The 20,886-nt window shown below is 67.1% G+C and carries 24 protein-coding genes and 1 pseudogene; 8 read left to right on the top strand and 17 right to left on the bottom strand.

Annotated features, from left to right (window positions below):
* On the top strand, positions 1 to 189 hold a 189-nt coding region (locus tag A3ES_RS0144120), incomplete at its 5' end, for a hypothetical protein (protein WP_026163782.1).
* 6 nt (positions 190 to 195) lie between these two features.
* Here A3ES_RS0144120 and A3ES_RS56605 read toward each other — a convergent pair.
* Together A3ES_RS56605 and A3ES_RS57395 are read right to left on the bottom strand one after the other, a co-directional pair.
* Complete coding sequence (locus tag A3ES_RS56605; protein WP_020393245.1) at positions 196 to 489, bottom strand: NAD(P)/FAD-dependent oxidoreductase; 294 nt, start codon at positions 487 to 489, stop codon at positions 196 to 198.
* A gap of 80 nt (positions 490 to 569) precedes the next feature.
* Positions 570 to 659: pseudogene (locus A3ES_RS57395) on the bottom strand (hypothetical protein); the annotation flags it as partial.
* An 83-nt stretch (positions 660 to 742) separates the two neighbouring features.
* On the opposite strand from A3ES_RS57395, the gene A3ES_RS0144110 reads away from it, so the two are divergent.
* Together A3ES_RS0144110 and A3ES_RS53290 are read left to right on the top strand one after the other, a co-directional pair.
* Positions 743 to 1,078 carry an ArsR/SmtB family transcription factor gene (locus tag A3ES_RS0144110; protein ID WP_020393244.1) on the top strand — a complete coding sequence of 112 codons (336 nt, stop codon included), beginning with the start codon at positions 743 to 745 and terminating at the stop codon, positions 1,076 to 1,078.
* Between the two features lie 40 nt (positions 1,079 to 1,118).
* Complete coding sequence (locus A3ES_RS53290; protein WP_020393243.1) at positions 1,119 to 2,111, top strand: arsenate reductase/protein-tyrosine-phosphatase family protein; 993 nt, start codon at positions 1,119 to 1,121, stop codon at positions 2,109 to 2,111.
* On the opposite strand, the gene A3ES_RS0144100 is transcribed toward A3ES_RS53290, so the two are convergent.
* The 6 genes from A3ES_RS0144100 to A3ES_RS56595 form a co-directional block, all read right to left on the bottom strand.
* Positions 2,095 to 3,138 carry an ArsO family NAD(P)H-dependent flavin-containing monooxygenase gene (locus A3ES_RS0144100; protein WP_020393242.1) on the bottom strand — a complete coding sequence of 348 codons (1,044 nt, stop codon included), beginning with the start codon at positions 3,136 to 3,138 and terminating at the stop codon, positions 2,095 to 2,097. The two genes, A3ES_RS53290 and A3ES_RS0144100, sit on opposite strands and share 17 nt — an antisense overlap.
* A 35-nt stretch (positions 3,139 to 3,173) precedes the next feature.
* On the bottom strand, positions 3,174 to 3,596 hold the full coding sequence (locus tag A3ES_RS0144095) for an arsenate reductase ArsC (protein ID WP_020393241.1): 423 nt from the start codon (positions 3,594 to 3,596) through the stop codon (positions 3,174 to 3,176).
* 23 nt (positions 3,597 to 3,619) lie between these two features.
* The gene (arsB, locus tag A3ES_RS0144090; protein ID WP_020393240.1) at positions 3,620 to 4,708 is read right to left on the bottom strand and encodes an ACR3 family arsenite efflux transporter; all 1,089 of its coding nucleotides are present in this window, start codon (positions 4,706 to 4,708) and stop codon (positions 3,620 to 3,622) included.
* A gap of 28 nt (positions 4,709 to 4,736) precedes the next feature.
* On the bottom strand, positions 4,737 to 5,384 hold the full coding sequence (locus A3ES_RS0144085; protein WP_020393239.1) for an arsenate reductase/protein-tyrosine-phosphatase family protein: 648 nt from the start codon (positions 5,382 to 5,384) through the stop codon (positions 4,737 to 4,739).
* A gap of 78 nt (positions 5,385 to 5,462) precedes the next feature.
* Positions 5,463 to 5,681 carry an ArsR/SmtB family transcription factor gene (locus A3ES_RS56600; RefSeq protein ID WP_020393238.1) on the bottom strand — a complete coding sequence of 73 codons (219 nt, stop codon included), beginning with the start codon at positions 5,679 to 5,681 and terminating at the stop codon, positions 5,463 to 5,465.
* Entirely contained in the window at positions 5,681 to 5,818 is a 138-nt protein-coding gene (locus A3ES_RS56595) for a hypothetical protein (RefSeq protein ID WP_020393237.1), read from the bottom strand. Before A3ES_RS56595 ends, A3ES_RS56600 begins: the two co-directional genes overlap by 1 nt.
* A gap of 332 nt (positions 5,819 to 6,150) precedes the next feature.
* Here A3ES_RS56595 and A3ES_RS0144075 point away from each other — a divergent pair, with 332 nt between their 5' ends.
* Together A3ES_RS0144075 and A3ES_RS0144070 are read left to right on the top strand one after the other, a co-directional pair.
* The gene (locus A3ES_RS0144075; RefSeq protein ID WP_040457171.1) at positions 6,151 to 7,341 is read left to right on the top strand and encodes a M28 family metallopeptidase; all 1,191 of its coding nucleotides are present in this window, start codon (positions 6,151 to 6,153) and stop codon (positions 7,339 to 7,341) included.
* Complete coding sequence (locus tag A3ES_RS0144070) at positions 7,338 to 8,732, top strand: FAD-dependent oxidoreductase (protein WP_020393235.1); 1,395 nt, start codon at positions 7,338 to 7,340, stop codon at positions 8,730 to 8,732. Before A3ES_RS0144075 ends, A3ES_RS0144070 begins: the two co-directional genes overlap by 4 nt.
* 18 nt (positions 8,733 to 8,750) lie before the next feature.
* Here the strand turns inward: A3ES_RS0144070 and phoU are convergent, their stop codons facing one another.
* The 7 genes from phoU to A3ES_RS0144035 form a co-directional block, all read right to left on the bottom strand.
* A complete protein-coding gene (gene phoU, locus A3ES_RS0144065) occupies positions 8,751 to 9,401 on the bottom strand; it encodes a phosphate signaling complex protein PhoU (protein ID WP_020393234.1) in 651 nt (216 codons plus the stop codon).
* 27 nt (positions 9,402 to 9,428) lie between these two features.
* On the bottom strand, positions 9,429 to 10,769 hold the full coding sequence (locus A3ES_RS0144060; protein ID WP_272944668.1) for an FAD-dependent oxidoreductase: 1,341 nt from the start codon (positions 10,767 to 10,769) through the stop codon (positions 9,429 to 9,431).
* 106 nt (positions 10,770 to 10,875) lie between these two features.
* Positions 10,876 to 11,712, bottom strand: coding sequence for a response regulator transcription factor (locus A3ES_RS50560; RefSeq protein WP_020393232.1), 837 nt, complete (start codon positions 11,710 to 11,712; stop codon positions 10,876 to 10,878).
* A 4-nt stretch (positions 11,713 to 11,716) separates the two neighbouring features.
* Positions 11,717 to 12,616, bottom strand: a complete 900-nt coding sequence (pstB, locus tag A3ES_RS0144050) for a phosphate ABC transporter ATP-binding protein PstB (protein WP_020393231.1) — start codon at positions 12,614 to 12,616, stop codon at positions 11,717 to 11,719.
* 26 nt (positions 12,617 to 12,642) lie between these two features.
* The gene (pstA, locus tag A3ES_RS0144045) at positions 12,643 to 13,539 is read right to left on the bottom strand and encodes a phosphate ABC transporter permease PstA (protein WP_020393230.1); all 897 of its coding nucleotides are present in this window, start codon (positions 13,537 to 13,539) and stop codon (positions 12,643 to 12,645) included.
* Positions 13,539 to 14,534, bottom strand: coding sequence for a phosphate ABC transporter permease subunit PstC (gene pstC / locus A3ES_RS0144040; RefSeq protein ID WP_020393229.1), 996 nt, complete (start codon positions 14,532 to 14,534; stop codon positions 13,539 to 13,541). Before pstC ends, pstA begins: the two co-directional genes overlap by 1 nt.
* On the bottom strand, positions 14,531 to 15,508 hold the full coding sequence (locus tag A3ES_RS0144035; RefSeq protein WP_020393228.1) for a PstS family phosphate ABC transporter substrate-binding protein: 978 nt from the start codon (positions 15,506 to 15,508) through the stop codon (positions 14,531 to 14,533). Before A3ES_RS0144035 ends, pstC begins: the two co-directional genes overlap by 4 nt.
* A gap of 314 nt (positions 15,509 to 15,822) precedes the next feature.
* On the opposite strand from A3ES_RS0144035, the gene A3ES_RS0144025 reads away from it, so the two are divergent.
* Positions 15,823 to 17,934 (top strand): PhoX family protein, encoded by a 2,112-nt coding sequence (locus tag A3ES_RS0144025; RefSeq protein ID WP_020393226.1) that lies wholly within the window; start codon positions 15,823 to 15,825, stop codon positions 17,932 to 17,934.
* 140 nt (positions 17,935 to 18,074) lie between these two features.
* Positions 18,075 to 18,455: an ArsR/SmtB family transcription factor gene (locus A3ES_RS0144020; protein ID WP_020393225.1), complete on the top strand. Its 381-nt coding sequence runs from the start codon at positions 18,075 to 18,077 to the stop codon at positions 18,453 to 18,455.
* Positions 18,456 to 18,588: 133 nt separating this feature from the next.
* Here the strand turns inward: A3ES_RS0144020 and A3ES_RS0144015 are convergent, their stop codons facing one another.
* Both A3ES_RS0144015 and A3ES_RS50555 read right to left on the bottom strand, forming a co-directional pair.
* Positions 18,589 to 19,566 (bottom strand): nucleotidyl transferase AbiEii/AbiGii toxin family protein, encoded by a 978-nt coding sequence (locus tag A3ES_RS0144015; protein WP_020393224.1) that lies wholly within the window; start codon positions 19,564 to 19,566, stop codon positions 18,589 to 18,591.
* Positions 19,559 to 20,215 carry a type IV toxin-antitoxin system AbiEi family antitoxin domain-containing protein gene (locus A3ES_RS50555; RefSeq protein WP_020393223.1) on the bottom strand — a complete coding sequence of 219 codons (657 nt, stop codon included), beginning with the start codon at positions 20,213 to 20,215 and terminating at the stop codon, positions 19,559 to 19,561. The genes A3ES_RS0144015 and A3ES_RS50555 overlap by 8 nt, the downstream gene beginning before the upstream one ends.
* Before the next feature lie 322 nt (positions 20,216 to 20,537).
* On the opposite strand from A3ES_RS50555, the gene A3ES_RS0144005 reads away from it, so the two are divergent.
* A complete protein-coding gene (locus tag A3ES_RS0144005; protein WP_020391165.1) occupies positions 20,538 to 20,882 on the top strand; it encodes a PadR family transcriptional regulator in 345 nt (114 codons plus the stop codon).
* Positions 20,883 to 20,886: the final 4 nt, after the last annotated feature.

The raw sequence follows: 20,886 nt of genomic DNA, 5'->3' as shown, positions 1-20,886 counted from the left end.
AACAACCGCGCGGCGGTCCGGCTCGCCGGGCCGGCGAGCGTAGTGTTGATCCTGCTCGACCTCGGCATGCTCACGGCTGTCGCCCTCGCCGCTCCGGCGATGACCTGGGCGATGGCCTTCGCGGTACCGGCCAGCCTCATCCGCATCGCGCTGACCGGTCGCAACCTTCCGCGGGTCTTCGTCGAATAGCAACAGTCAGCGAGTCAGTTGCTGCTTCAACGCGCCGGCGACGAATCTCGCGTCCCGGTGTACGCCGCGCAGGGTGTTCGACGAGAACGATCGCTGGAACTCGACGCCCAGGTAGGCGAGGCGAGGGTGGGTGGTCGACACTCCTTGGCGGTGCAGCGGCATGCCGTCTGGGGTCAACGCTTCAAGGGTTCGCAGGTACGGCACGTGGGGGCGGTAGCCGGTGGCGAATAGGACCGCGTCGACCTGCTCGTGCTCGCCGCCGGGCCAGGCCACGCCGTCAGTGTCGAAGGCGGTGAACATTTCCCGACGCGGCAGGTCAGCGAGTCGTAGTACGACGGCCAGGAGCCCACCGGACGGCTCCCGGATTCCAGGACCACGGGCCGAAAGCCCACGTCCAGCAGAGCCCGCGCGCCCGCCAGGCCGGACTGGCCGCCACCAACCACCACTACGAGTTCAGAAGAGGAAGTCATGGTGGCAACATATCCTCATATCCCAATATGCCGAAATGACGATACGGGCTAGGCTGGCTCACGATCGACCCGGAGGGACAGCGATGGCCAAGCAGACCAAGACCGAGGCAGCTCCCGCCTGTGCCGCGGAGCCGGTCGAACTCTCCGCGGCGACGCATGACTTCCTCAAAGCCCTGGCGAGTCCGACCAGGCAGCGGATCATGCTGCTGTTCGCGCGTGGCGCCGAGCTGTCCGTCAACGAGGTGGCCGCACAAGCCGGCATCGGTCAGTCGACCGCATCCCAGCAACTCGACCTGCTCAGACGTGGCGGCATCGTCACCTCACGCCGCGAAGGCAAAACCGTCCTGTACCGCGCGGACAAGCAGGGGAGTGCGACGGCGCTCGCTGATCTACAGGCCTACCTCCAGAGCTGCTGCTGACGGCGTTGACGCATATATAGACAGGTGTGAAGATCGACGCATGTCAAAACCGCCTCGCCGGCCGTCGCTCCAGGTCCCGTTGTCGCGGGAGGATGCGGAGTATCGGGCGACGTTGCTGAGTGCGGTTGCCGATCCCGTGCGGCTGCGGTTGATGAGCGTCGTACTGACGCATCCCGCGGGGGAGGTTAGCCGTAGTCAGCTTGCAGCCGAGGCGGACGGGGCACCGACGACGATCAGCCACCACCTGCGGCAACTGTGCGAGGCGGGGCTGTTGATTCGCGAGCGGCGGCAGTCGTTCACTTTCTACCGGCCGACTCATCACGCCCTGGCGGAGTTGGCGGCCTTGCTCGGGATCGAGGTGGCGGAGCAGCGACCCACTCCCGCGCCGGCCAGCCAGAGCCGGGTCTCGATGGATCCCGCCGGCGCTGTGGTGCATCGGCAACTGGAGCACATTGCGGGCCAGTTGGCGGATCGTTTCGCCGGGATCTTCTCGCCGGAGACGGTCAGGCGGTACGTGGACGAGAGCTACGAGATGCTCGCTTCGCGTTCCCGGATCCGCCGGTTCCTCCCGTCCCTGACGGCCAGCTTCGCCGCGGACCGGCTCAGCGCCCTGGCCAAGGCGAGTGGGAAGAGCGCAGGATCCGGCAGTGAGGTGTTGTTCGTGTGTGTCCGCAATGCCGGGCGCTCGCAGATGGCGGCCGGTCTGATGAGCCAGTTGGCCGGGGACCGGATCCTGGTCAGGTCGGCGGGCTCGTTCCCGGTCGCGGCCGTGGACTCCAATGTCATCGCTGCGATGGACGAGGTCGGCGTCTTCCTGGGCGGTACCTACCCGAAACCGTTGTCCGACGAGGTGGTCAGGGCTGCCGACGTCGTCATCACGATGGGCTGCGGCGACGCCTGCCCTGTCTACCCGGGCAAGCGGTACCTCGACTGGCCGATCGACGACCCTGAAGGCCGGCCGCTGGCCGCGGTGCGGCAGATCCGGGACGAGATCGAACAACAGGTCCGGGAGCTGCTCAAAGAGCTGCTGTGATCTCCGCTGCCAGGGCGCGCGTGGTCTGGCCTACGCCGATGAGAGTGGCGGAGGCAGGGCCGGTCCAGTCGCCGTACCCGACCAGGTGGAGGCGGGGCTCCTTGACGGCCTGCGTGCCTTCGGTCGCGATCAGGCCGTCAGGCCCGCGGAGGCCGAGGGGTGTCAGATGGTGGAGCGCGGGCCGGAAGCCGGTGCACCAGATGATGGTGTCCACGCTGAGCTGGGTGCCGTCGTGCCAGCGGGCACCGTCGTGTGTGAGTTGCTCGAACGGCCCGCGGGCGTGGAGTACGTCGCGGTCGCGGGCGGCGCGCACGCTGTCGACCATGACGATGTCCCCGAGGCCCGCGACGCCGCCGGTGTCAGGTCCACCGGCCTCGCGGGTGCGACGGCGGTTGGTGGCGATCTCGAAGAGTGCGCGCCCGTCGACCTCGTCGGGCAAGAAGCGCGGTGGTCGAAGGGTCACCCAGGTTGTGTCGGCGACCTCGGACACCTCGGCCAGGATCTGAGCCGCGGAGTTGCCGCCGCCAACAATCATCACCCGTTCATCAGCGAAGTCAGAAGCCTGCCGGTACTGCGCCGTGTGCAGCTGGCGTCCGCCGAAGTGGCCGGGGTACGCCGGTACGAACGGCCTGGACCACGTTCCGGTCGCGGACACGACGTGCTCCGCGATCCAGTCGCCGTGAGCTGTGCACACGACGAGACGGCCGCGATCGCCGTACTGGACTGACGACACCCGGACTCCCCGCAGTACGGAGAGTTGGTAGCGCTCCTCATAGCGGGTCAGATAGTCGACCACATGAGCCGCCAACGGATAGCCGCTGTCCGCAGTCCAGGCGGGCATCATCCAGCCTGGCAGAGACGAGTGCTGGGTAGGTGAGAAGGTGCGAAGGCTCGGCCACATCTGCGCCCAGGCACCACCGGGATGTTCGGCCGCATCGAGAATGACGAAGTCCTCGCCAGGAACCAGACCGGCGCGGCGCAGGTAGAACCCGGTGGCCAGGGCTGCCTGGCCACCGCCGATGACCACCACGCGCACCTCGCGCGGTGGTCCCGCCGGCTGGTTCAGTTGACCGGGTCGGTGGACGGGACGAGTTCGGCGAGGAGTGCGCGGACGCGGGTGTCGATCTCGTCGCGGATCGGGCGGACCGCGTCGATGCCCTGACCGGCCGGATCCTCGAGTTTCCAGTCGAGGTACTGCTTGCCGGGGTAGTACGGGCACTCGTCGCCGCAGCCCATGGTGATGACCACGTCGGACGCCTTGACGGCGTCGTCGGTGAGGGGCTTCGGGAATTCCTTGGAGATGTCCAGGCCCAGCTCGGCCATTGCGGCGACGACTGCCGGGTTGAGCTGGTCGGCCGGCTGCGATCCGGCGGACCGGACGACGACCCGGCCCGCGGCGTGGTGGTCGAGCAGCGCGGCGGCCATCTGCGAGCGGCCGGCGTTGTGGATGCAGACGAACAGGACTTCGGGGACCGTGTCAGACATGGAACAAGCTCCTAGCAGCCGGGTTAGTTGACAGTTTCGGGGTAAAAACGCCGCTTGGCCCACAGTGACACGTAGACCAGCGCGACCAGAACCGGTACCTCGATCAGCGGTCCGACCACACCGGCCAGGGCCTGTCCTGAGGTGACGCCGAACGTGCCGATCGCGACCGCGATGGCCAGCTCGAAGTTGTTGCCTGCGGCAGTGAAAGCCAGGGTCGCGGTCTTGGCGTAGCCGAGGCCGAGACGGTGGCCCAGGGCAAAGGATCCACCGAACATGAGAAGGAAGTACGCGAGCAGGGGGAGAGCGATTCGCAGGACGTCGAGCGGCTGGCTGGTGATCGCATCGCCTTGCAGAGCGAACAGCATGACGATCGTGAACAGCAGACCGTACAGGGCGACCGGGCCGATCTTCGGCAGGAAGCGGCCCTCGTACCAGTCGCGGCCCTTGGAACGCTCTCCGATCGTCCGGGTCAGGTAGCCGGCGACCAGTGGGATGCCCAGGAAGACCAGCACACTCACCGCGATCGCCCCGACGGAGAACTCGGCGCTCGTGGTCTCCAGGCCGAGCCAGCCCGGCAGGAGCTGCAGGTAGAACCAGCCGAGCGCCGCGAAGGCGATGATCTGGAAGACGGAATTAATCGCGACCAGTACTGCGGCCGCTTCGCGGTCCCCGCAGGACAAGTCGTTCCAGATCAGCACCATCGCGATACATCGGGCCAGGCCGACGATCACCAGACCAGTCCGGTACTCCGGCAGGTCCGGCAGCAGCAGCCATGCCAGCGCGAACATCAGCGCCGGCCCGAGGACCCAGTTGAGCACCAGCGACGCGATCAGGAGGCGGCGGTCACCGGTGACCCTGGCGGTCTCGGTGTAGCGGACCTTGGCCAGCACCGGGTACATCATCAGCAGCAGCCCGATCGCGATCGGGAGACTCACCGAGCCGACCTTGACCGCGTCGAGGGCGTCGTCCAGGCCGGGGATCACCCGGCCGAGCAGCAGCCCGGCGCCCATCGCCAGCAGGATCCAGATGGCCAGGAACCGATCCAGGAAAGAGAGTTTGGCAACGAATGATCCGTCGTCGGTGGTCCTGGTCTCGGCTACGAGGTCGCTCACAGATTCAGCTCCAGCTGGGTCGGGGTGGTCACGAGTTGTCGGTCAGTTCGGCCAGCAGGGCCCGAACCCGGACGTCGATGTCGTCACGAATCCGCCGTACGACGTCAGCAGGCTGGCCGGCTGGGTCATCGATGGCCCAGTCGTAGTACCGCTTGCCAGGGAGTACCGGGCATGCATCGCCGCAGCCCATGGTCACCACCACGTCGGCAGCCCGGACGACGTCGTCGGTCAACGGTTTCGGGTAGGCGTTGTTCAGGTCGATGCCGAGCTCGTTCAGCATCGGTGCGACCGGCTCCTCGAGTTCGCCGCCGGGTTGTGATCCGGCTGAGCGGACGACCACCTTGCCCTCGGCGTGGTGGGTGAGCAGGGCTGCCGCCATCTGGGAGCGTCCGGCGTTCGCGACGCACAGGAACAGCACCTGCGGGACCGGACTGGTCACAGCACCCTTGGCGTGGGCCAGGGCGGTCAGCCGGTCGGTGGCGAAGTGTTCGGCCAGCGCGGGTAGGTGGCGCTGGACCTTGGCCGTGCGGAACAGTGCGACGTACGACTCGTGCACGTAGCGGTCGACGGTCTCGGGGCTGAAGACGCCGGCGAAACGGTCGGAGAGTCGTTCCGCGGCGCGCGTCAGTACGGTGTCGACATCGAGAAGAGCGAGGTCTTCCGCGGTCGTGGGCATGGCGAAGCTCCTGACGGTCGGCCGGTGGGCGCGGCCCACATTGATGTATGTCGATGAACAGCAGGTGAAGCGCGTCGGTCAGACCGTTGCTGTCGGCACCGACACCAGGGTCGACAGCCAGGTCAGCCGCTCAGGTAGTGGCCAGTAGTAGACCCAGGTGCCACGGCGCTCGCAATCGACGAGCCCTGCCTCACGGAGGACTCGCAGGTGGTGCGAGATGGTCGGGGCGCTGACGTCGAAGAAGCCGGTGATGTCGCACACACAGACCTCTTTCCCCGCCGAGGCGATGATCGACATCAAGCGGAGACGGATCGGGTCCGAGAGGCCTTGAAGACGGCTGAGCCGTCGGCGGCAGCGGCCGGGTCCAGCGGCGCAACCATGATCGGCGTGCAGCATCCACCGCTGCGCTGTTCGACAACCGCCTGATTCGACATGTGTCTATCTTGACTCTTATCGAAACAGGATGCAAGCTGGGCATCGCTGATTAGATGAAGATCAATGTTGTCCCGGCGGTGACCCGCCAGGCAACGAGGAGGCTGACAGATATGAACACGGCAGAGGCGACCGCCGGCGGATTCGCAGGCAGTCCGGCGGAAGCCTTCAATCCGCCCGCAGCAGGAAGCTGTTGCGGCAGCGCCCCGAGCAGTGAGACGACCTCAGAGGCGGCAGGCGGTTGCTGCGGCACCGATGCGCCTGTCGCGGCGGGCAGTTGCTGCGGATCGACCGCGGCGGCGGAGCCTGTCGCAGCCGGTAGTGGGTGCTGCGGATGACCGCGGCGTCGCCGGGGCCGGTCGTGGCCACGGTGGCCGGTCTCGACGACGCCTCCGTTGACCGGATGACGGCAACCGTCAAGGAGCTGGCCGCCGACCGGTACGTCGGCCGCCGGGTCGGGACCGTCGGCGGTCAGGCTGCCGCGCAGTGGCTGGCAAGCCGTCTCGAGGAGCTCGGCGCAACCGTTGCCCTGGACAACTTCCCGGTCACCGGCGTGAAGGAACTCCGCGCCACTCCAAGCCTGGTCTACAACAACCAGCCGCTGGTACACCGGCGCGACTTCGCCGAACAGCTCACCACGAGCGAAGTGACCGAGCCGTTGTCCGGCCCGCTGGCCGCAGAGACTGCCGATTCCTGGCAGGACCGCTGGATCGTGGTCCGAGCTGCCGATGTGGAGACGATCGCCCGGGCCTCCTCAGAAGGTGCAGCAGGACTGCTCGTCCCGCGCGGCGTCGACGAGGCCGGCTGGATGCCCAAGATGATCGCGGGACCGGCCACCGGCGAGATTCCCATCGTCTCGGTCCGCACCGATCTCCATGCCGAGTTGGCAGGTGAGGTCACCGTGACGATGCCGCTGCACACGATCACGGCCACGGGCACGAGCGTGCACGGCGACTTCGGTACTGCGGGCATTCGCGTGCTGTTGACCGCCCACTACGACGGAGTCGGTGACGACCCGGAGCAGCGACTGCCTGCAGCGGCCGACAACGCTTCTGGTGTCGCCGTCGCCCTTGAAGCGGCCCGCATCCTTGCCGCTGAACCTGGCGTCGCGTTGAGCGTGGCGTTGCTCGATGCCGAAGAGGCCGGTGCCCGAGGCTCAGCTCATCACGCGCCCCAGGTTCCGGCGGGAACGTACGTGATCAACGTCGATGGCGCGGCCCAGCTCGGTGATGCGGCCGCTGTCGAGGCAGGTGGTCCAGCCGAACCACTGCTGGCCGCCCTCGATCAGGCCGGCCGCCAAACCGGCGTACCGCTTCGGGCTGGCGCGATGGCGTCCGACAACCGTCGCTACGCCGCGGCGGGGCTACCTGCCGTCGGGATCGGGATGGGCATGCCCGGCTACCAAACTCCCGCGGAGACACCGGATCGCGTCGATCCAGGAACTCTGCTCGCTTCGGCCGGCCTCGTGCTGGCCACTGTTCGACAGCTCGTCAAAACCCCTGCACAGCTTGGAGAAACGCGATGAACCTCGTGGTAAAGGACCTGCCGGTCGTAGTGATCGGTGCGGGCCCGATCGGCCTCGCCGCCGCTGCTCACCTGTCCGAACGCGGTCTGGACTTCGTCGTACTGGAGTCAGGCCCGAACGTGGCCGCGGCGATCGACGAATGGCGGCACGTGAGGCTCTTCAGCCCGTGGCGCTACGACATCGACAGCGCGGCCCGGCGCCTGCTGGAGCGGGCGGGCTGGACAGCGCCCGACCTGGAAGCGTTGCCCACCGGCGGTGACTTGATCGACTCCTATCTCGGCCCGTTGGCCAAGTCGCCGGAACTTGCCGACCACATCCGGTACGACGGCCAGGTGGCTGCCGTGACCCGGGTCGGCTTCGACCGCATCCGTACTGCGGGACGCGAAGAGGCGCCCTTCCTCGTAAGGCTCGCCGACGGAAGCGAGATCCTCGCCGGTGCCGTGATCGACGCCGCCGGGACATGGCGCCGCCCGAATGTCCTTGGAGCTTCGGGAATCCCCGCACGCGGAGAAGCCGAGGTCGCCGACGGCATCTCACGTGCGCTGCCGGACGTGCTCGGCCGCGAGCGCAGCCGCTTCGCAGGCCGCCGTACTGCGGTAGTCGGCGCGGGCCACTCTGCTGCCACGACACTTCTCGACCTCGGCGAACTGGCGGACCAGGTCCCTGGCACCGAGATCGTCTGGGTCGTGCGGGGCGCGGACCAGTCGCGCACCTACGGCGGCGGGGACGGTGACGAGCTGCCGGCCCGTGGTGCCCTGGGCTCCAGGTTGCAGCACCTGGTGAAGTCCGGCCGGATCGAACTGGTCAGCAGCTTCAGGATCGAGGCTGCGGCGAAGACTCCAGACGGCCGCGTCGAGCTTGCTGCGGGGGAGCGGCGAGTGGTCGCGGACACCGTGGTCAACTCGACCGGCTTCCGCCCGGACCACGACGTGGTCTCCGAGCTGCGCCTCGACCTGGACCCGATCCTGGGATCGACCCGCGCGCTGGCACCGCTGATCGACCCCAACCAGCACTCGTGCGGAACGGTTCCCCCACACGGCGTCGACGAACTGGCGCACCCCGAACAGGGGTACTACGCGATCGGTGCGAAGTCGTACGGCCGGGCGCCAACGTTCCTGCTGGCGACCGGCTACGAGCAGGCCCGTTCGGTCGTCGCGGCCTTGGCCGGTGACCTGGACGCAGCCCGCGACGTCCAACTGCACCTGCCCGAAACCGGTGTCTGCTCTTCGAACCTCGCAGTAAGCGAAGCAGAAACTTCAGGCGGCTGCTGCGGACCCGCTCCCCAAGCAGTCTCCATCGCCGCGCCTGCCGGGCGTGGGCTGGCGACGGGAATCAGCGGAGGTTTGCTGACCGTCACCGAGACCAAGCCCGCCGGCCAGTCGGGCTGCTAGCGCTTGCCGGTCGGCGGGTTACTGCGGAGCGGGTAGTTCGCCGGTGACGAGGAAGATGACTCGGCGGGCCATCGAGACGGCGTGGTCGGCGATACGTTCGTAGTACCGGCCGAGGAGGGCGATGTCGACGGCGACCTCGACGCCGTGTGGCCAGGAGTCGTCCATCATGAGGCGGAACTGGCTGCTGCGGAGTTTGTCCATCTCATCGTCGGTGGATTCCAGCCGGTGGGCGGCCTCGACGTCGCGGGTCTGGATCACGTCGCCGGCCTGGTTCACCATCCGCTCGGCGACCCGTCCCATGTCCGCGATCACGCTCTGGAGTTCGGTTGGGATGGCGGGTGCCGGGTACCGCATCCGGGCGATCTTCGAGATGTGCGCGGCCAGGTCGCCCATCCGCTCCAGGTCCGCGACCATCCGCAGTGCGGCGACCAGCGTCCGCAGCTCGCTGGCGACGGGGGCCTGCCGGGCCATCAGGTCGAACACCTTCTCCTCGACGGCCTCGCCGCTGATGTCGAGCGTGGAGTCGGCGGCGATCACCTCTTCGGCAGTTCCGAGATCGGCGGTCAGCAGCGCGCTGGTCGAACGACGTACGGCCGTCGACACGCTGCGGGTCATCCGTTCGAGCTCGACCAGGATCTCGTCGAGCTGCTCGTGGTAGGTCTCGCGCATGGTGTCTGCCTCCGCTGACTGGGTGGGTTAATGCGCGGCGAGCCAGGCCTGCGCGGCTAGCTGGACGGCGTCCCAGGGACTGCCCAGCGGTGGTGTGTAGGACAGGTCAAGGTCGAGTAGCTGGTCGACGGTCAGGCCTTTGTGCAGTGCGACGGCGTAGGTGTCGACGCGCTTGGCGATCTCGGCGCCGTGAGTGCCGACGAGTTGAGCGCCGAGAAGCCGGCCCGTACTGCGGTCGCCGGTGATCCGGATGTCGATGGGAGTCGCGCCGGGGTAGTAGCGCTTGTGATCGTCGACGGTGGTCTGAACGGTCCGCGGCTCATATCCGGCAGCGCTCGCCTCCGCGTCTCGAAGGCCGGTTGCGGCCACTACCCGGTCGAAGACCCGGACGACCTGGGTGCCGACGATGCCGGCGAACTCACGATCACCACCCGCTGCGTTTTCGCCTGCCACGCGGCCCTGTTTGTGAGCGGTGGTGCCGAGCGGAACGTAGCTGGGCTCGGAGAGCAGTACGTGATGGGTGTGGACGCAGTCGCCGGCGGCCCAGAGGTCGGGGACGTTCGTCCGCATCCGGCGGTCGACGATGATCGTGCCGCGCCGGTCAACCTTGACGCCGGCCGACGCGGCCAGTTCGCTGTCCGGGGTGACTCCGCTGACCACCAGGACAGCATCCCCGCGACGGGTTCCGTCATCGGCCGTGACGACCAGCTGGTCACCATCGCGGTGGATCTCGGCCACGGTGGTACCGCAGCTGACCTCGACGCCGTGCTTGACCAGTTCTGCCGAGATGTCTTCGGCGAGTTCGCGGTCAAGGGTGCGGGGCAGGACGGTCTCCAGACGCTCCAAGACGGTGACCTCAAGGCCGCGGTTGGTGAGTGCCTCGGCCATTTCGATGCCGATGTAGCCCGCACCGATGATGATCACCTGGCGGGCGCCGCGGCGTACGAGGCCGGAATCCAGACGGCGAGCGTCGTCGATCGTGTGGAGCAGATGGACTCCGTCGTCAGGTCCGAGGGTGTCCAGGCCCGCGATGGGCGGTCGCAGTGGCTCGGCGCCCGTGCCGATGACCAGGCGGTCGTAGCCGAGCTCGACCTGGCCGCCGTCTGTCGTTGCGGTGACTACCTTCGCGTCGGTGTCGATGGCCGTGGCGAGGTGGTTAGTCCGGAGTGCGATGCCGGTTGCTTCGATCTCGGCGATGGTGCGGTGGGCGAGGTCTTGCCAGGCGGGGACCTCGCCGGACAGGTGGTAGGGGATTCCGCAGATGGAGAAGTTCGGGTAGACGTCCGCGACCAGCATCGTGACCTCGGTGTCGGGCGCAACCTCGCGCACCCTGAGGGCCGCGCTCACGCCCGCATCGCTCCCGCCCACAATCAGTACCCGCACAGACCTCAGCTCCCGTCGTCTCCGCCCGGCGACCCAGCCGGACCAGGCCAGGTCAGCAGACCGGATCGAACGCTGGTGGCCTCTTCAGCCATCATCCGGCAAACTCTTCACCCACGCTCGGTGCGGCGCCACCACCGGTCACCGATTCGGGTTCGGGCACGCTGAACTGGAGGCCGAGACCGCGGACGGCGCGGATCCAGCGGGGATTCTGGTCATCGTCGCCGAGTCGCTTGCGCAGCCGCATGACGTGCACGTTGAGCGTGTTGCTGCGGACGGAGGCGCCCTGGCCCCAGACGCCGTCGAGGACCTCTTGGCGGGTGAGAAGAGCCCCGACCCGTTCGGCGAAGAACCTCAGCAGCAGGAACTCCATCGGCGGTAGTTCTACTTGCCGGCCGTCCAGCCACATCTGCGGTACGGCGCCGTCCACCCGGAGCCGGCCGAGATCGATGGCCAACGGCCTGAGCTCGACCTGGTGCGCGGTCGGAGACAACGAGTTGACCAAGGCAAGCAGTTCGCGAACCCGAAACGGCCGCGGTATCACCGCGCTGGCACCGGCATTGTGTGCCCGGACGGTGAAGTCGGGGCAGTCGGCGCCGGCGCCGACCACGACGGGAAGTTGTGGATCGTCAGCGCGGATTACGGTGAGGAAGTCGATCGGATCCAGCAGCCCACCACCCGGACCGAGAATGACCACGTCCGGACTCAGCCGGCCGACCTGGAGCAGAGCCTCGGCAGGCTCCGCGCACACGTGCAGCTCGACAGGCTGACCTTCGATCGCCTTGACGAACTGGGCCACCTCCTCGCCGTTGTCGACCAGCAGGACGACGACACGGTGATGGACCTTCTCGGTGCCGGACAGGGAGGCGCGGCGCCGGGCATGGAACTGGGAGCTGTCCGACTCCCACGCGTTCACCACCGAACTGGTCATCGCTTTAGCCGAACCGGCCGGTGATGTAGGCCTCCGTGCGCTGGTCGGCCGGGTTGCCGAAGATCTTGCCGGTGTTGTCGAACTCGACCAGCCGGCCGGTGCGCTGGCCGTGCTCGTCGGCCGCCGCGGTGAAGAAGGCTGTCCGGTGCGAGACGCGCGCCGCCTGCTGCATGTTGTGGGTGACGATGATGATCGTGTACGTCTTGGCCAGATCGACCATCAGGTCCTCGATCTTGGCCGTCGCGATCGGGTCCAGCGCCGAGCACGGCTCGTCCATCAGGATCACCTCCGGGCTGGTGGCGATCGTGCGCGCGATGCAAAGCCGCTGCTGCTGCCCGCCGGACAAACCGAAGGCGCTCTGCTTGAGCTTGTCCTTCACCTCGTCCCACAAGGCGGCGCCATGGAGTGCCTGCTCGACCACATCGTCCATGTTGTCGGTCTTCATCCCGGTGACACGGGGGCCGTAGGCAACATTGTCGTAGATCGACTTGGGGAACGGGTTCGGCTTCTGGAAGACCATCCCGATCCGGCGCCGTACTTCGATCACGTCGACCCCGGGGCCGTACATGTCGACGCCGTGGAACCGCACGTCGCCGAAGACATGGGCGCCGGGGACAAGGTCGTTCATCCGGTTGAGGCAGCGCAGTACCGTCGACTTTCCGCAACCGGACGGGCCGATCAGCGCGGTGATCTCCTTGCTGCCGAAGAGCATGTCGACGCCGGAGACAGCGAGGAACTTGTCGTAGAAGACCTCGAGGTTCGCCAGCTCGATCACACCGTCTGGTTCGCCGGCCGGTACGCGGTGGTTGCCGCGATCTCCCAGCTCCACGTGGATCTGGTGCGGTGCGCCCGCCGCGCCGACGGTCTCGGGAACGGTGGCGAGGTCTGGTTCGACGTTGGTCATGGGGTGGTCTCCCGGGGTGTGCGTGCTCACCAGCGACGCTGGTAGCGGTTGCGCAGCCAGATCGCGACGGCGTTCATGGCCAACAGGACGACGATGAGCAGCAGGATCGCGGCGTACGCGAGATCGCGGAACGCCTGCCGGTCCTGCGGTACGAGGTTGTAGATCTGCACCGGCAGGGTCGTGTACTTCGACAGCACCCCGTCGGGGTTGAACGTGACGAACGTGGTGGCGCCGACCAGGATGAGCGGCGCGGCCTCACCGATCGCTCGCGACATCGCCAGGATCGAACCGGTCGCGATACCCGGTACTGCGGCCGGCAGGACCTGGCGCCAGGTGGTCTGCCACTGGGTGGCGCCCAGGGCGAGGGAACCGTCGCGGATCTCTCGGGGTACCGATCGCAATGCTTCCCTGGTGGTGATGATGATGACCGGCAGGATCAGCAGCGCCAGCGCGACTCCGCCCGCCATCACGACCGCGCCGATCGACACCGGGCCGCGGACGATAAAGCCGAGCGTCAGGATGCCGTAGATGACGGCCGGTACGGCAGCCAGGTTCTGGATGTTGAGCTCGATCGCCCGGTTCCACCACTTCGCCGGGTTCGCGTACTCCTCCAGGTAGACCGCCGCGGCGATTCCGAGCGGCATCGCGATAAGGGCCGTGATACCGCCGACCCACAAGGTACCGAGCAGGGCGCTCTGTACGCCTGCTGTCTCCGGCCGGATCTTGGACGGCTGCTTGGTGATCAGGTTGAGGTCGAGCCGAGCCACTCCTTTTTGGACGATGACCGCGAGCATGAAGAACAGGAACACGCAGATCAGGGCCAGGCACAGCCACAAGAGTCCGGCGAAGACCGCCGAAGCGATTCCGTCTCGCCGGCGGCCACCCGTCAAAGGGTTGGCGCGGGTCAATGTCGCAGTCGTCATCAGTAGACCTGCCTGTACTTGCGCACCAAACGGATGCTGGCCAGATTGATCAGCAGCGTGACCGCGAACAGCAGCGCACCCACGGCGAACAACGAGTAGTAGACGGGCGAACCCTGAGGCGCGTCACCGCTGGCGATCTGGGCGATGAACCCGGTCATGGTCTGGGCGCCCTCGCGCGGATCGAAGGTCAGCTGGGCCCGGCTGCCGGCGGCGATCGTGACGATCATGGTCTCACCGACGGCCCGGGAGATCCCGAGCACGATCGCCGCGACGATGCCGGACAAAGCAGCCGGGAACACGACCCGCAATGTCGTCTTCATCCGGTTCGCGCCGAGCGCGTACGAGCCCTGGCGCAGCGCCAGCGGTACCGCGGACATCGCGTCCTCACCCAACGACGCAACGGTCGGGACGATCATGAAGCCCATCACGATGCCTGGCGAGAGCATGTTGTGAATGGTGTTGAACTGCACCAGGTTGGCGAGGATCGGCGTGAAGATGGTCAAGGCCAGGAAGCCGTAGACCACGGTCGGGATGCCGGCCAGAACCTCGAGGACCGGCTTGAGCACCTTCCGGACTCGCTCGGAGGCGTACTCGCTCAGGTAGATCGCTGCGCCGAGCCCCAGCGGAACGGCGACCGCGAGCGCGATCACCGTCACGATCGCGGTGGCCACGACCAGCGGCAGCACACCCCAGGACTTGTCGTCCCAGACGAACTTGTTCCCGAACCCACCGGTCCACTCAGTCCCGAAGAGGAAGGCCCCGAGTCCGACATGAGTGAAGAACGTGACGGTCGGCGCGAGCAGCGAGACCACGATGCCGATCGTCACCGCGACCGACAACCAGGCCGCTCCGACCAGGATCACCTTGATGACACGTTCGCCGTACCGCGGGTGCTGCTGGCCCAGATCGATCGTCGACCCGCGCCAGGCCGGCGGCCGGCCGCTCCCGCTGGAGCGACCACCCGCCGTCTCTGCCGTGGAGCGGGACGTGGTCACGAACCGGCCTGAGCCTTCAGCTTGTCCAGTTCGGCCTTCGCCTTGGTCTTCTGCTCATCCGTCAGGGGCACGAACTTGGCGGCCTCGACGATCTCCTGGTTCTTCTCGAGGTAGAACTCGACGAAGCCCAGGACCTGCTTCTTGGCCAGGCCCTTGTCGGACGGGTAGATGAACAGCGGCCGCGAGAGCGGTGTGTAGCTACCGTCCTGGGCGGCTGCTACCGAGGGCTCGACACAGCCCTTGCCGCCGTCGACCTTGACCGCCTTCAGCTTGGCCGCGTTCTCCTCGAAGTACGAGAAGCCGAAGTAGCCGAGAGCACCCTTGGCGCCGGAGACACCCTGGACGGTGACGTTGTCGTCCTCGGTCGGGTTGTAGTCGGTGCGGCTGGCGCCTTCCTTGCCGTTGATCTCCTTGGTGAAGTAGTCGAAGGTGCCCGAGTCCGACCCCGCGCCGTACAACGGCAGTGGCTCCTTCGGGAACTTCGGGTCGACCTGGTCCCAGGTCTTCACCTGCGACTTCGGCTCCCAGATCTTCTTCAGCTGGGCGACGGTCAGGCAGTCGACCCAGGAGTTCTCCTTGTTGACCACGACGGTGAGGGCGTCGTTGGCGACCTGGATCTCGGAGAACTTCACGCCGTTTTTGGTGCACAGCGCCTTCTCCTCGTCCTTGATCTGCCGGGAGGCGTTGGAGATGTCGGTCTCGCCGGCGCAGAACTTCTTGAAGCCACCACCGGTGCCGGAGGTGCCGACGGCCACGTCGACGCTCTTCTGCTCCTCCTTGAACAGCTCGCCCGCGGCAGCGGTGAGCGGCTCGACGGTGCTGGATCCATCGACGACCACCTGCCCGGACAGCGCATCACCGCTGCCACCCCCGGCGGGCGTGTCGTTGTTGTTGCCCCCACACGCGGACAAGGCGAGTAGGGCAGCTGCCGATACGGCGAGGTAACGCATGTGCTTGACCGGGCGGATGACCACCGGGCAACCCTCCAGAGTTGGGCCCCGACGCCGTCGGGACGCAGCGACTCGTCACGCGTTCACGTAACAGTTAGATCGAAGATCTTCGATGTAAACGCCAGGTGAACGCGAAGTGATCAAGCACCTTCACATAGACGAATGTCGATGCACTGTCGGTGTAGGTGACGGACTGCCTCCGTTCGGTGACCATCGGCTCTTCGTTCATCTGATGGTCACCGAGTGGCCACCGGTGACTACATAGATGAGTGCTGATGCGGTTGTTAGTGTCGCCGCGACCGCTCAGAAACCGTTCTCCTTGAGGGGGATACCTCGCGATGACGCTTGCCAACGAGCCTCGCCGATTCCTGCCACTGGCCGAAGGCCACGGCGGCCGGAGCTCCATGACGTGCCTGTACCGCTGCGGCAATGCCTGCGCGCACCCTGCCCCGAACTCCTCCGAGAACGCGTACTTCGGTGACGCCGTCACCGCCGAGGTATCGCGGCGCGGGATCTTCAAAGCCGGAGCCGCCGGCGCGCTCGTCATCGGCGCCAGTGCAGTCGGCGCCACGCCGGCCGCGGCCGCCCCGACCGGAAGGGCCTCGGCCGCTGCTTCTTCAACCAAGCCCGCGTCCGGTGCCGGCCTGACCTTCAAGCCGATCCCGCCGAACACCCTGGACACGGTGATCGTCCCGAACGGGTACGACGACCAGGTGCTGATTCGCTGGGGCGACCCGATCCTGCCGGGCGCGCCGGAGTTCAACGTCGATCGGCAGAGCGCCGCTGCACAGGCTCGCCAGTTCGGCTACAACAACGACTTCCTCGTCGTGGTGCCGCTGGATCGCCGGTTCAGCCGCGGGCTGCTCGTGGTGAACCACGAGTACACCAACGAGGAGTTGATGTTCCGCGGGTACGCCGGGGGAGCGACCGCGACTGTGGAGCAGATGCGGATCGCCTTGCAGGCTCACGGCCTGAGCATGGTCGAGGTCGAGCGTGTCGACGGTACGGGTGAATGGCAGGTGGTCACTCGTGGCCGTCGCCGCTACAACCGCCGGCTCACCGCCACCACGCCGATGAGTTTCAGCGGCCCGGCTGCCGGATCAGCTCTGCTGCGGACGCAGGCCGACCCGGGCGGCGTACGGGTGCTCGGAACTTTGAACAACTGCTCGGGCGGCCTGACGCCGTGGGGAACAGTGCTATCGGGGGAGGAGAATTTCAACCAGTACTTCGTCGGAGCCGACGGCGCGCCCGCTGCCGCCAAGCCGGCCCTGGCACGGTACGGGATCGACATCTCCAAGCGCTATCCGTCGGGCAGTCGGTACTGGGACAAGGCCGACGCCCGCTTCGATCTGGCCAAGAATCCGAACGAGGCCAACCGGTTCGGCTGGATCGTCGAGATCGACCCATACGATCCCGAGTCGACACCGGTCAAGCACACCGCGTTGGGCCGGTTCAAGCACGAGGGCGCTGCCCTCGCGGTGGCCGACTCCGGCAAGGTCGCGGCCTATATGGGCGACGACGAGCGCTTCGACTACATGTACAAGTTCGTCTCGGACCGCAAGCTCCGCCAGGGCAGCAGCAAGTCCGACCGCGAGAACAACCGGCGTCTGCTGGAATCGGGCACCCTGTACGTCGCCGTGCTCGGCTTCACCAGTGCGAGCGAGATCGACGGAAGCGGCAAGCTGCCCAGCGACGGCGCCTTCAACGGAACCGGCCGCTGGGTCCCGCTGGTCCGCGACGGGAAGTCGCTGATTGCGGGCATGGCCGTCGACGAGGTGCTCGTCCACACCCGGCTGGCCGCCGACAAGGCCGGAGCCACCAAGATGGACCGGCCGGAGGACATCGAGGTCAGCAAGGTGACCGGCAAGGTGTACGTCGCGTTGACCAACAACTCCAACCGTGGCGCGGCCGGCCGGGCGCCCGCGGACGAGGCGGCGCCGCGCAACGCCAACAAGCACGGCCAGGTTCTGGAACTGGTCGAGGACGGTGACCACGACAGCGAGACGTTCAAGTGGTCGCTGCCGATCGTCTGCGGTGACCCCGCCGACCCGTCGACGTACTTCGCGGGCTACGACAAGACCAAGGTCTCGCCGATCTCCTGCCCCGACAACCTCGACTTCGATGCCCACGGCAACCTGTGGATCTCCACGGACGGCAACGCGCTGACCGACCACACCGGCACGAACTACCACGACGGCCTCTTCGCCGTCGCCGTAGAAGGGCCCGACCGGGGCAAGGTCAAGCAGTTCCTCTCCGTACCCCGTGGAGCAGAGCAGGCATCTGCCGCCGTACTGCCCGACAACCGGTCGGTCGTGGTGTCCGTGCAGCACCCCGGCGAGATCACCGGCGCGACCGTCGACCAGCCGGCCAGCACCTGGCCCGACGGCAACTTCGCCCGCCCGGCCGTAATCGTCACCTGGCGACCCGACGGCGGCGAGATCGGCGCCTGACTCTCGTTGTCAACTGCCCCGCCGTCCGGCCCGGACCGCGGGGCAGTTGCGTGAAGGGCCACCTCACATCGAGCAACCGTTGGATGAATAAAAAGTAGGTCGGTCCGGTTGCTGTGAGGGCAGCGATCTAGACTGCAGAAGTGAACAACCGTCGAAGCGCCGCGGCCAAGGCCGGTGCTCCAGCCGACGAGTTCACCCACCAGGTCACCGGCGTCGCGATCGAGCGCGAGGAGGCCGAACGCCTCGCCACAGTCCTGAAAGCACTCTCGGACCCCACTCGCCTCCAGCTCCTCGCCATGATCGAGGCCAGCCCGAACAGCGAAGCATGCGTCGCCGACCTGACCGAGCCCCTCGACCTCAGCCAGCCCACCATCAGCCACCACCTCAAGATCCTCGTCACCGCCGGCATCCTCGCCCGCGAAAAGCGCGGCCTCTGGTCCTGGTACTCCGTGGTCCCAGAGCAACTGGAAACCCTCCGCCGACTCCTACCCGGCCCAGCCTTCCTACAGCCCAGGCCCTGACGATCGGCTAGCCCTCTAGGCAAGGAATCGACGCTGGTCCGCGGCTCGCCAGCCACGACTCGTGGTGAGTGTCTACGACTGGGTAGCCGTGGCGGCTTCGCGCAAAGTCTTCTGGGTGGTTGCGAATGGTGCGTCACTCGTTCCCGGGGGCTGATCCCGGGTCGTTGTGGGCGTTCGACCAGGTCAGGCGTTGGGGGTTCCAGGTTGCGGTGTTCGAGTTCTTGTCGAGGGCGGGGTCGATGAAGGTGGCGACGAGTTCTGCTGCGGTCTGCGCGGTGAATGATTCAGCTGCTGGTACGCCTTTGGCTGTCTTGGGGTAGGTCCGGGTCCAGTCGGCGGGGATGTCGAAGTGTCCGAACGGATCGATGTCGCTGAGGTTCTGTTTGGCTGTGATCGCGTTCCGTAGCTCGTGCAGGGCCACTGTCTGGGTGCGCGCCAGCACGACGAGGTCGACCAGGTCCTTGACGCGGCTGCTGCGCTTCCCGCCGGGATAGTTGGTGTCCATGGTCGCGCAGACCTTGTCGGCGATCTGGTCGGCGACCGGATAGAGCCGGTAGGGATGAGTGACGAGTGCCCGGCGCAGATGGAGCCGGTTGGCCGGCTCGATCGCCTCGGGTCGACCGATCGGCGGCGGACCGACTACAACGTCGACCACGACCGTGTCGATCTGGGTGTCGTGGTCGACGTCGATGCAGGCGAAGACGTAGCGCCGCGTCGCTACTCCGGGCTGGTTGTCGCCGAGGCCGGTGGGCGCGGAGCGGATGAGCCGGAACGTGAGATGGTCGCCAAGGTCAACGTCGACCAGTTCGGTCAGGGCTCTCTCAGCCTCGGCGAGATTGGTCGCGTGCTGCGCTGCCAGATCCACGTCTTTGGTGGTGCGCGAACGGGGCACGCGGGCGAGCATGCTCATCCCGCCCTTGAGCAGCCACTCGGACTGCTCGCCCTGAGCGAAGACGCGCGTGAGGAACCGGTCGAACCGCGCCTGCCGAATCTTCGCGTCGACGCGGGCGGCGCTGACACCGGGGCCAGCTTGCTGCGCGGCCTTCTTCGCGGCGTCCTTGATCGCCAGCTCCAAGGATCGCCAGTCGGCGTAGCCCCCGTACTCAGTCACGGTCCCATCCTTGCGGGCTCACGCCGGCCAGATCGAACAGGTCGTTCGCCAGCGAGCCGCCGTCGCTCCGGCGCTGGGCTGCGATGGGGTCGAGGTAAGACGCGAACCGGTCGGGTGCCACCAGCTTGTCTGCACGCACGGCGTCACGCACGGCGCCGGCGACCAGGGACACGTCGGTTCCGAGTTCGACCAGGTCCGCGAGTGTTCGCTCGACGGTCAGCGTGGGGAGTCCCTGGACGGGGATCACCTCGTCACGGGTCAGTTGCCGGATGCGCAGTCGCACGCCGGGAAGCCGGGTTCCTTTGCGTGCAGGCACCATGAAGTCGAAGCCGTCGAGGAAGAAGTCGCCGATATCGTGAACGGTCGCCGCCGTGATGCCGGCCGCCACGATCGATGCGACACCGGCCCCGGTGCGTGGTGCGGTCGCTCCGCCAAGGGCCAGCCAGGTCGCGTAGAGCGCCTCGTGATCCTGTGGTGGTGCCCCGGCCATCCGGTAGACGCCCTGTGCAACACGCTCGATCGCGCCGGCTGACGCCATCCGGGAAAGCTGCTTGCGGGAGACACCGGCCGCCTCGGCCTGGGCAGTGGTGACCAGGCCCCACCGGTGTTCCGCGATGGAGCCGAGCCGAACCAGCGTCGCATCAGCCATAACAACTATTGTACCTAGTTTCCGGGACAAATGTTGTCTGCGACTCCTGCTGAGGCTGGAACCGGCGGTCTGTCAACGCCGCGGGCCAAACCTGCGATCGTGGCGGCCGGACTCGTGAAGCGGTTCGGATCTGGTATGACCGTTGCGGAGGAGACGTTCCAGCCGTCGGCGCCAGTGTGTTGGTGCTGCGGTGGCAAGTTCGAGGACCGTGATCTGGTGCGGCTGGGGGCTCATCCGGAGGTCGGGGTCTGTATCGGGTGCGCGAAGTACACCGCCTATAGCTAGGATTACTACCTATTCGCTTGTTGTAGGATAACTACTTATGAGGGCGGATGCGCAAGCCTTGAAAGGTCACCTCGACGTTCTGTTGCTGGCCACGCTGACCGACGGGCCGCGGCACGGCTATGCGATCAAGGAGGCCTTGCGTGACGGCAGCGGCGGCCGCTTCGACCTGCCGACCGGCACGGTCTATCCGGCGCTGCACCGGCTCGAGCGCGCTGGACTGATCAGCGGGTCCTGGTCGGTCGTCGACGGGCGTCGCCGGCGCAGCTACCAACTCACCGCCGATGGCCAGGAGAAGCTTGCCGGTGACCGAGCCAACTGGCGCGAGTTCGCCAGCGCCGTGACGACACTTTTGGAGCCGGGCCCATGGCCGGCCGTGACCTGATCGA

Source organism: Kribbella catacumbae DSM 19601 (genome assembly GCF_000372465.1).
Lineage (GTDB): Bacteria > Actinomycetota > Actinomycetes > Propionibacteriales > Kribbellaceae > Kribbella > Kribbella catacumbae.
This window is presented reverse-complemented; position numbering and strand designations above follow the sequence as displayed.

Bases quoted from the DNA above. Each gene is read 5' to 3' on its own strand.
- A3ES_RS56605 (WP_020393245.1), bottom strand. From the start codon at position 489: ATGTTCACCGCCTTCGACACTGACGGCGTGGCCTGGCCCGGCGGCGAG.
- A3ES_RS0144110 (WP_020393244.1), top strand. From the start codon at position 743: ATGGCCAAGCAGACCAAGACCGAGGCAGCTCCCGCCTGTGCCGCGGAG.
- A3ES_RS53290 (WP_020393243.1), top strand. From the start codon at position 1,119: ATGTCAAAACCGCCTCGCCGGCCGTCGCTCCAGGTCCCGTTGTCGCGG.
- A3ES_RS0144095 (WP_020393241.1), bottom strand. From the start codon at position 3,596: ATGTCTGACACGGTCCCCGAAGTCCTGTTCGTCTGCATCCACAACGCC.
- A3ES_RS0144085 (WP_020393239.1), bottom strand. From the start codon at position 5,384: ATGCCCACGACCGCGGAAGACCTCGCTCTTCTCGATGTCGACACCGTA.
- A3ES_RS56600 (WP_020393238.1), bottom strand. From the start codon at position 5,681: ATGTCGATCATCGCCTCGGCGGGGAAAGAGGTCTGTGTGTGCGACATC.
- A3ES_RS56595 (WP_020393237.1), bottom strand. From the start codon at position 5,818: ATGTCGAATCAGGCGGTTGTCGAACAGCGCAGCGGTGGATGCTGCACG.
- A3ES_RS0144075 (WP_040457171.1), top strand. From the start codon at position 6,151: ATGACCGCGGCGTCGCCGGGGCCGGTCGTGGCCACGGTGGCCGGTCTC.
- A3ES_RS0144070 (WP_020393235.1), top strand. From the start codon at position 7,338: ATGAACCTCGTGGTAAAGGACCTGCCGGTCGTAGTGATCGGTGCGGGC.
- phoU (WP_020393234.1), bottom strand. From the start codon at position 9,401: ATGCGCGAGACCTACCACGAGCAGCTCGACGAGATCCTGGTCGAGCTC.
- A3ES_RS50560 (WP_020393232.1), bottom strand. From the start codon at position 11,712: ATGACCAGTTCGGTGGTGAACGCGTGGGAGTCGGACAGCTCCCAGTTC.
- pstB (WP_020393231.1), bottom strand. From the start codon at position 12,616: ATGACCAACGTCGAACCAGACCTCGCCACCGTTCCCGAGACCGTCGGC.
- pstA (WP_020393230.1), bottom strand. From the start codon at position 13,539: ATGACGACTGCGACATTGACCCGCGCCAACCCTTTGACGGGTGGCCGC.
- A3ES_RS0144025 (WP_020393226.1), top strand. From the start codon at position 15,823: ATGACGCTTGCCAACGAGCCTCGCCGATTCCTGCCACTGGCCGAAGGC.
- A3ES_RS50555 (WP_020393223.1), bottom strand. From the start codon at position 20,215: ATGGCTGATGCGACGCTGGTTCGGCTCGGCTCCATCGCGGAACACCGG.
- A3ES_RS0144005 (WP_020391165.1), top strand. From the start codon at position 20,538: ATGAGGGCGGATGCGCAAGCCTTGAAAGGTCACCTCGACGTTCTGTTG.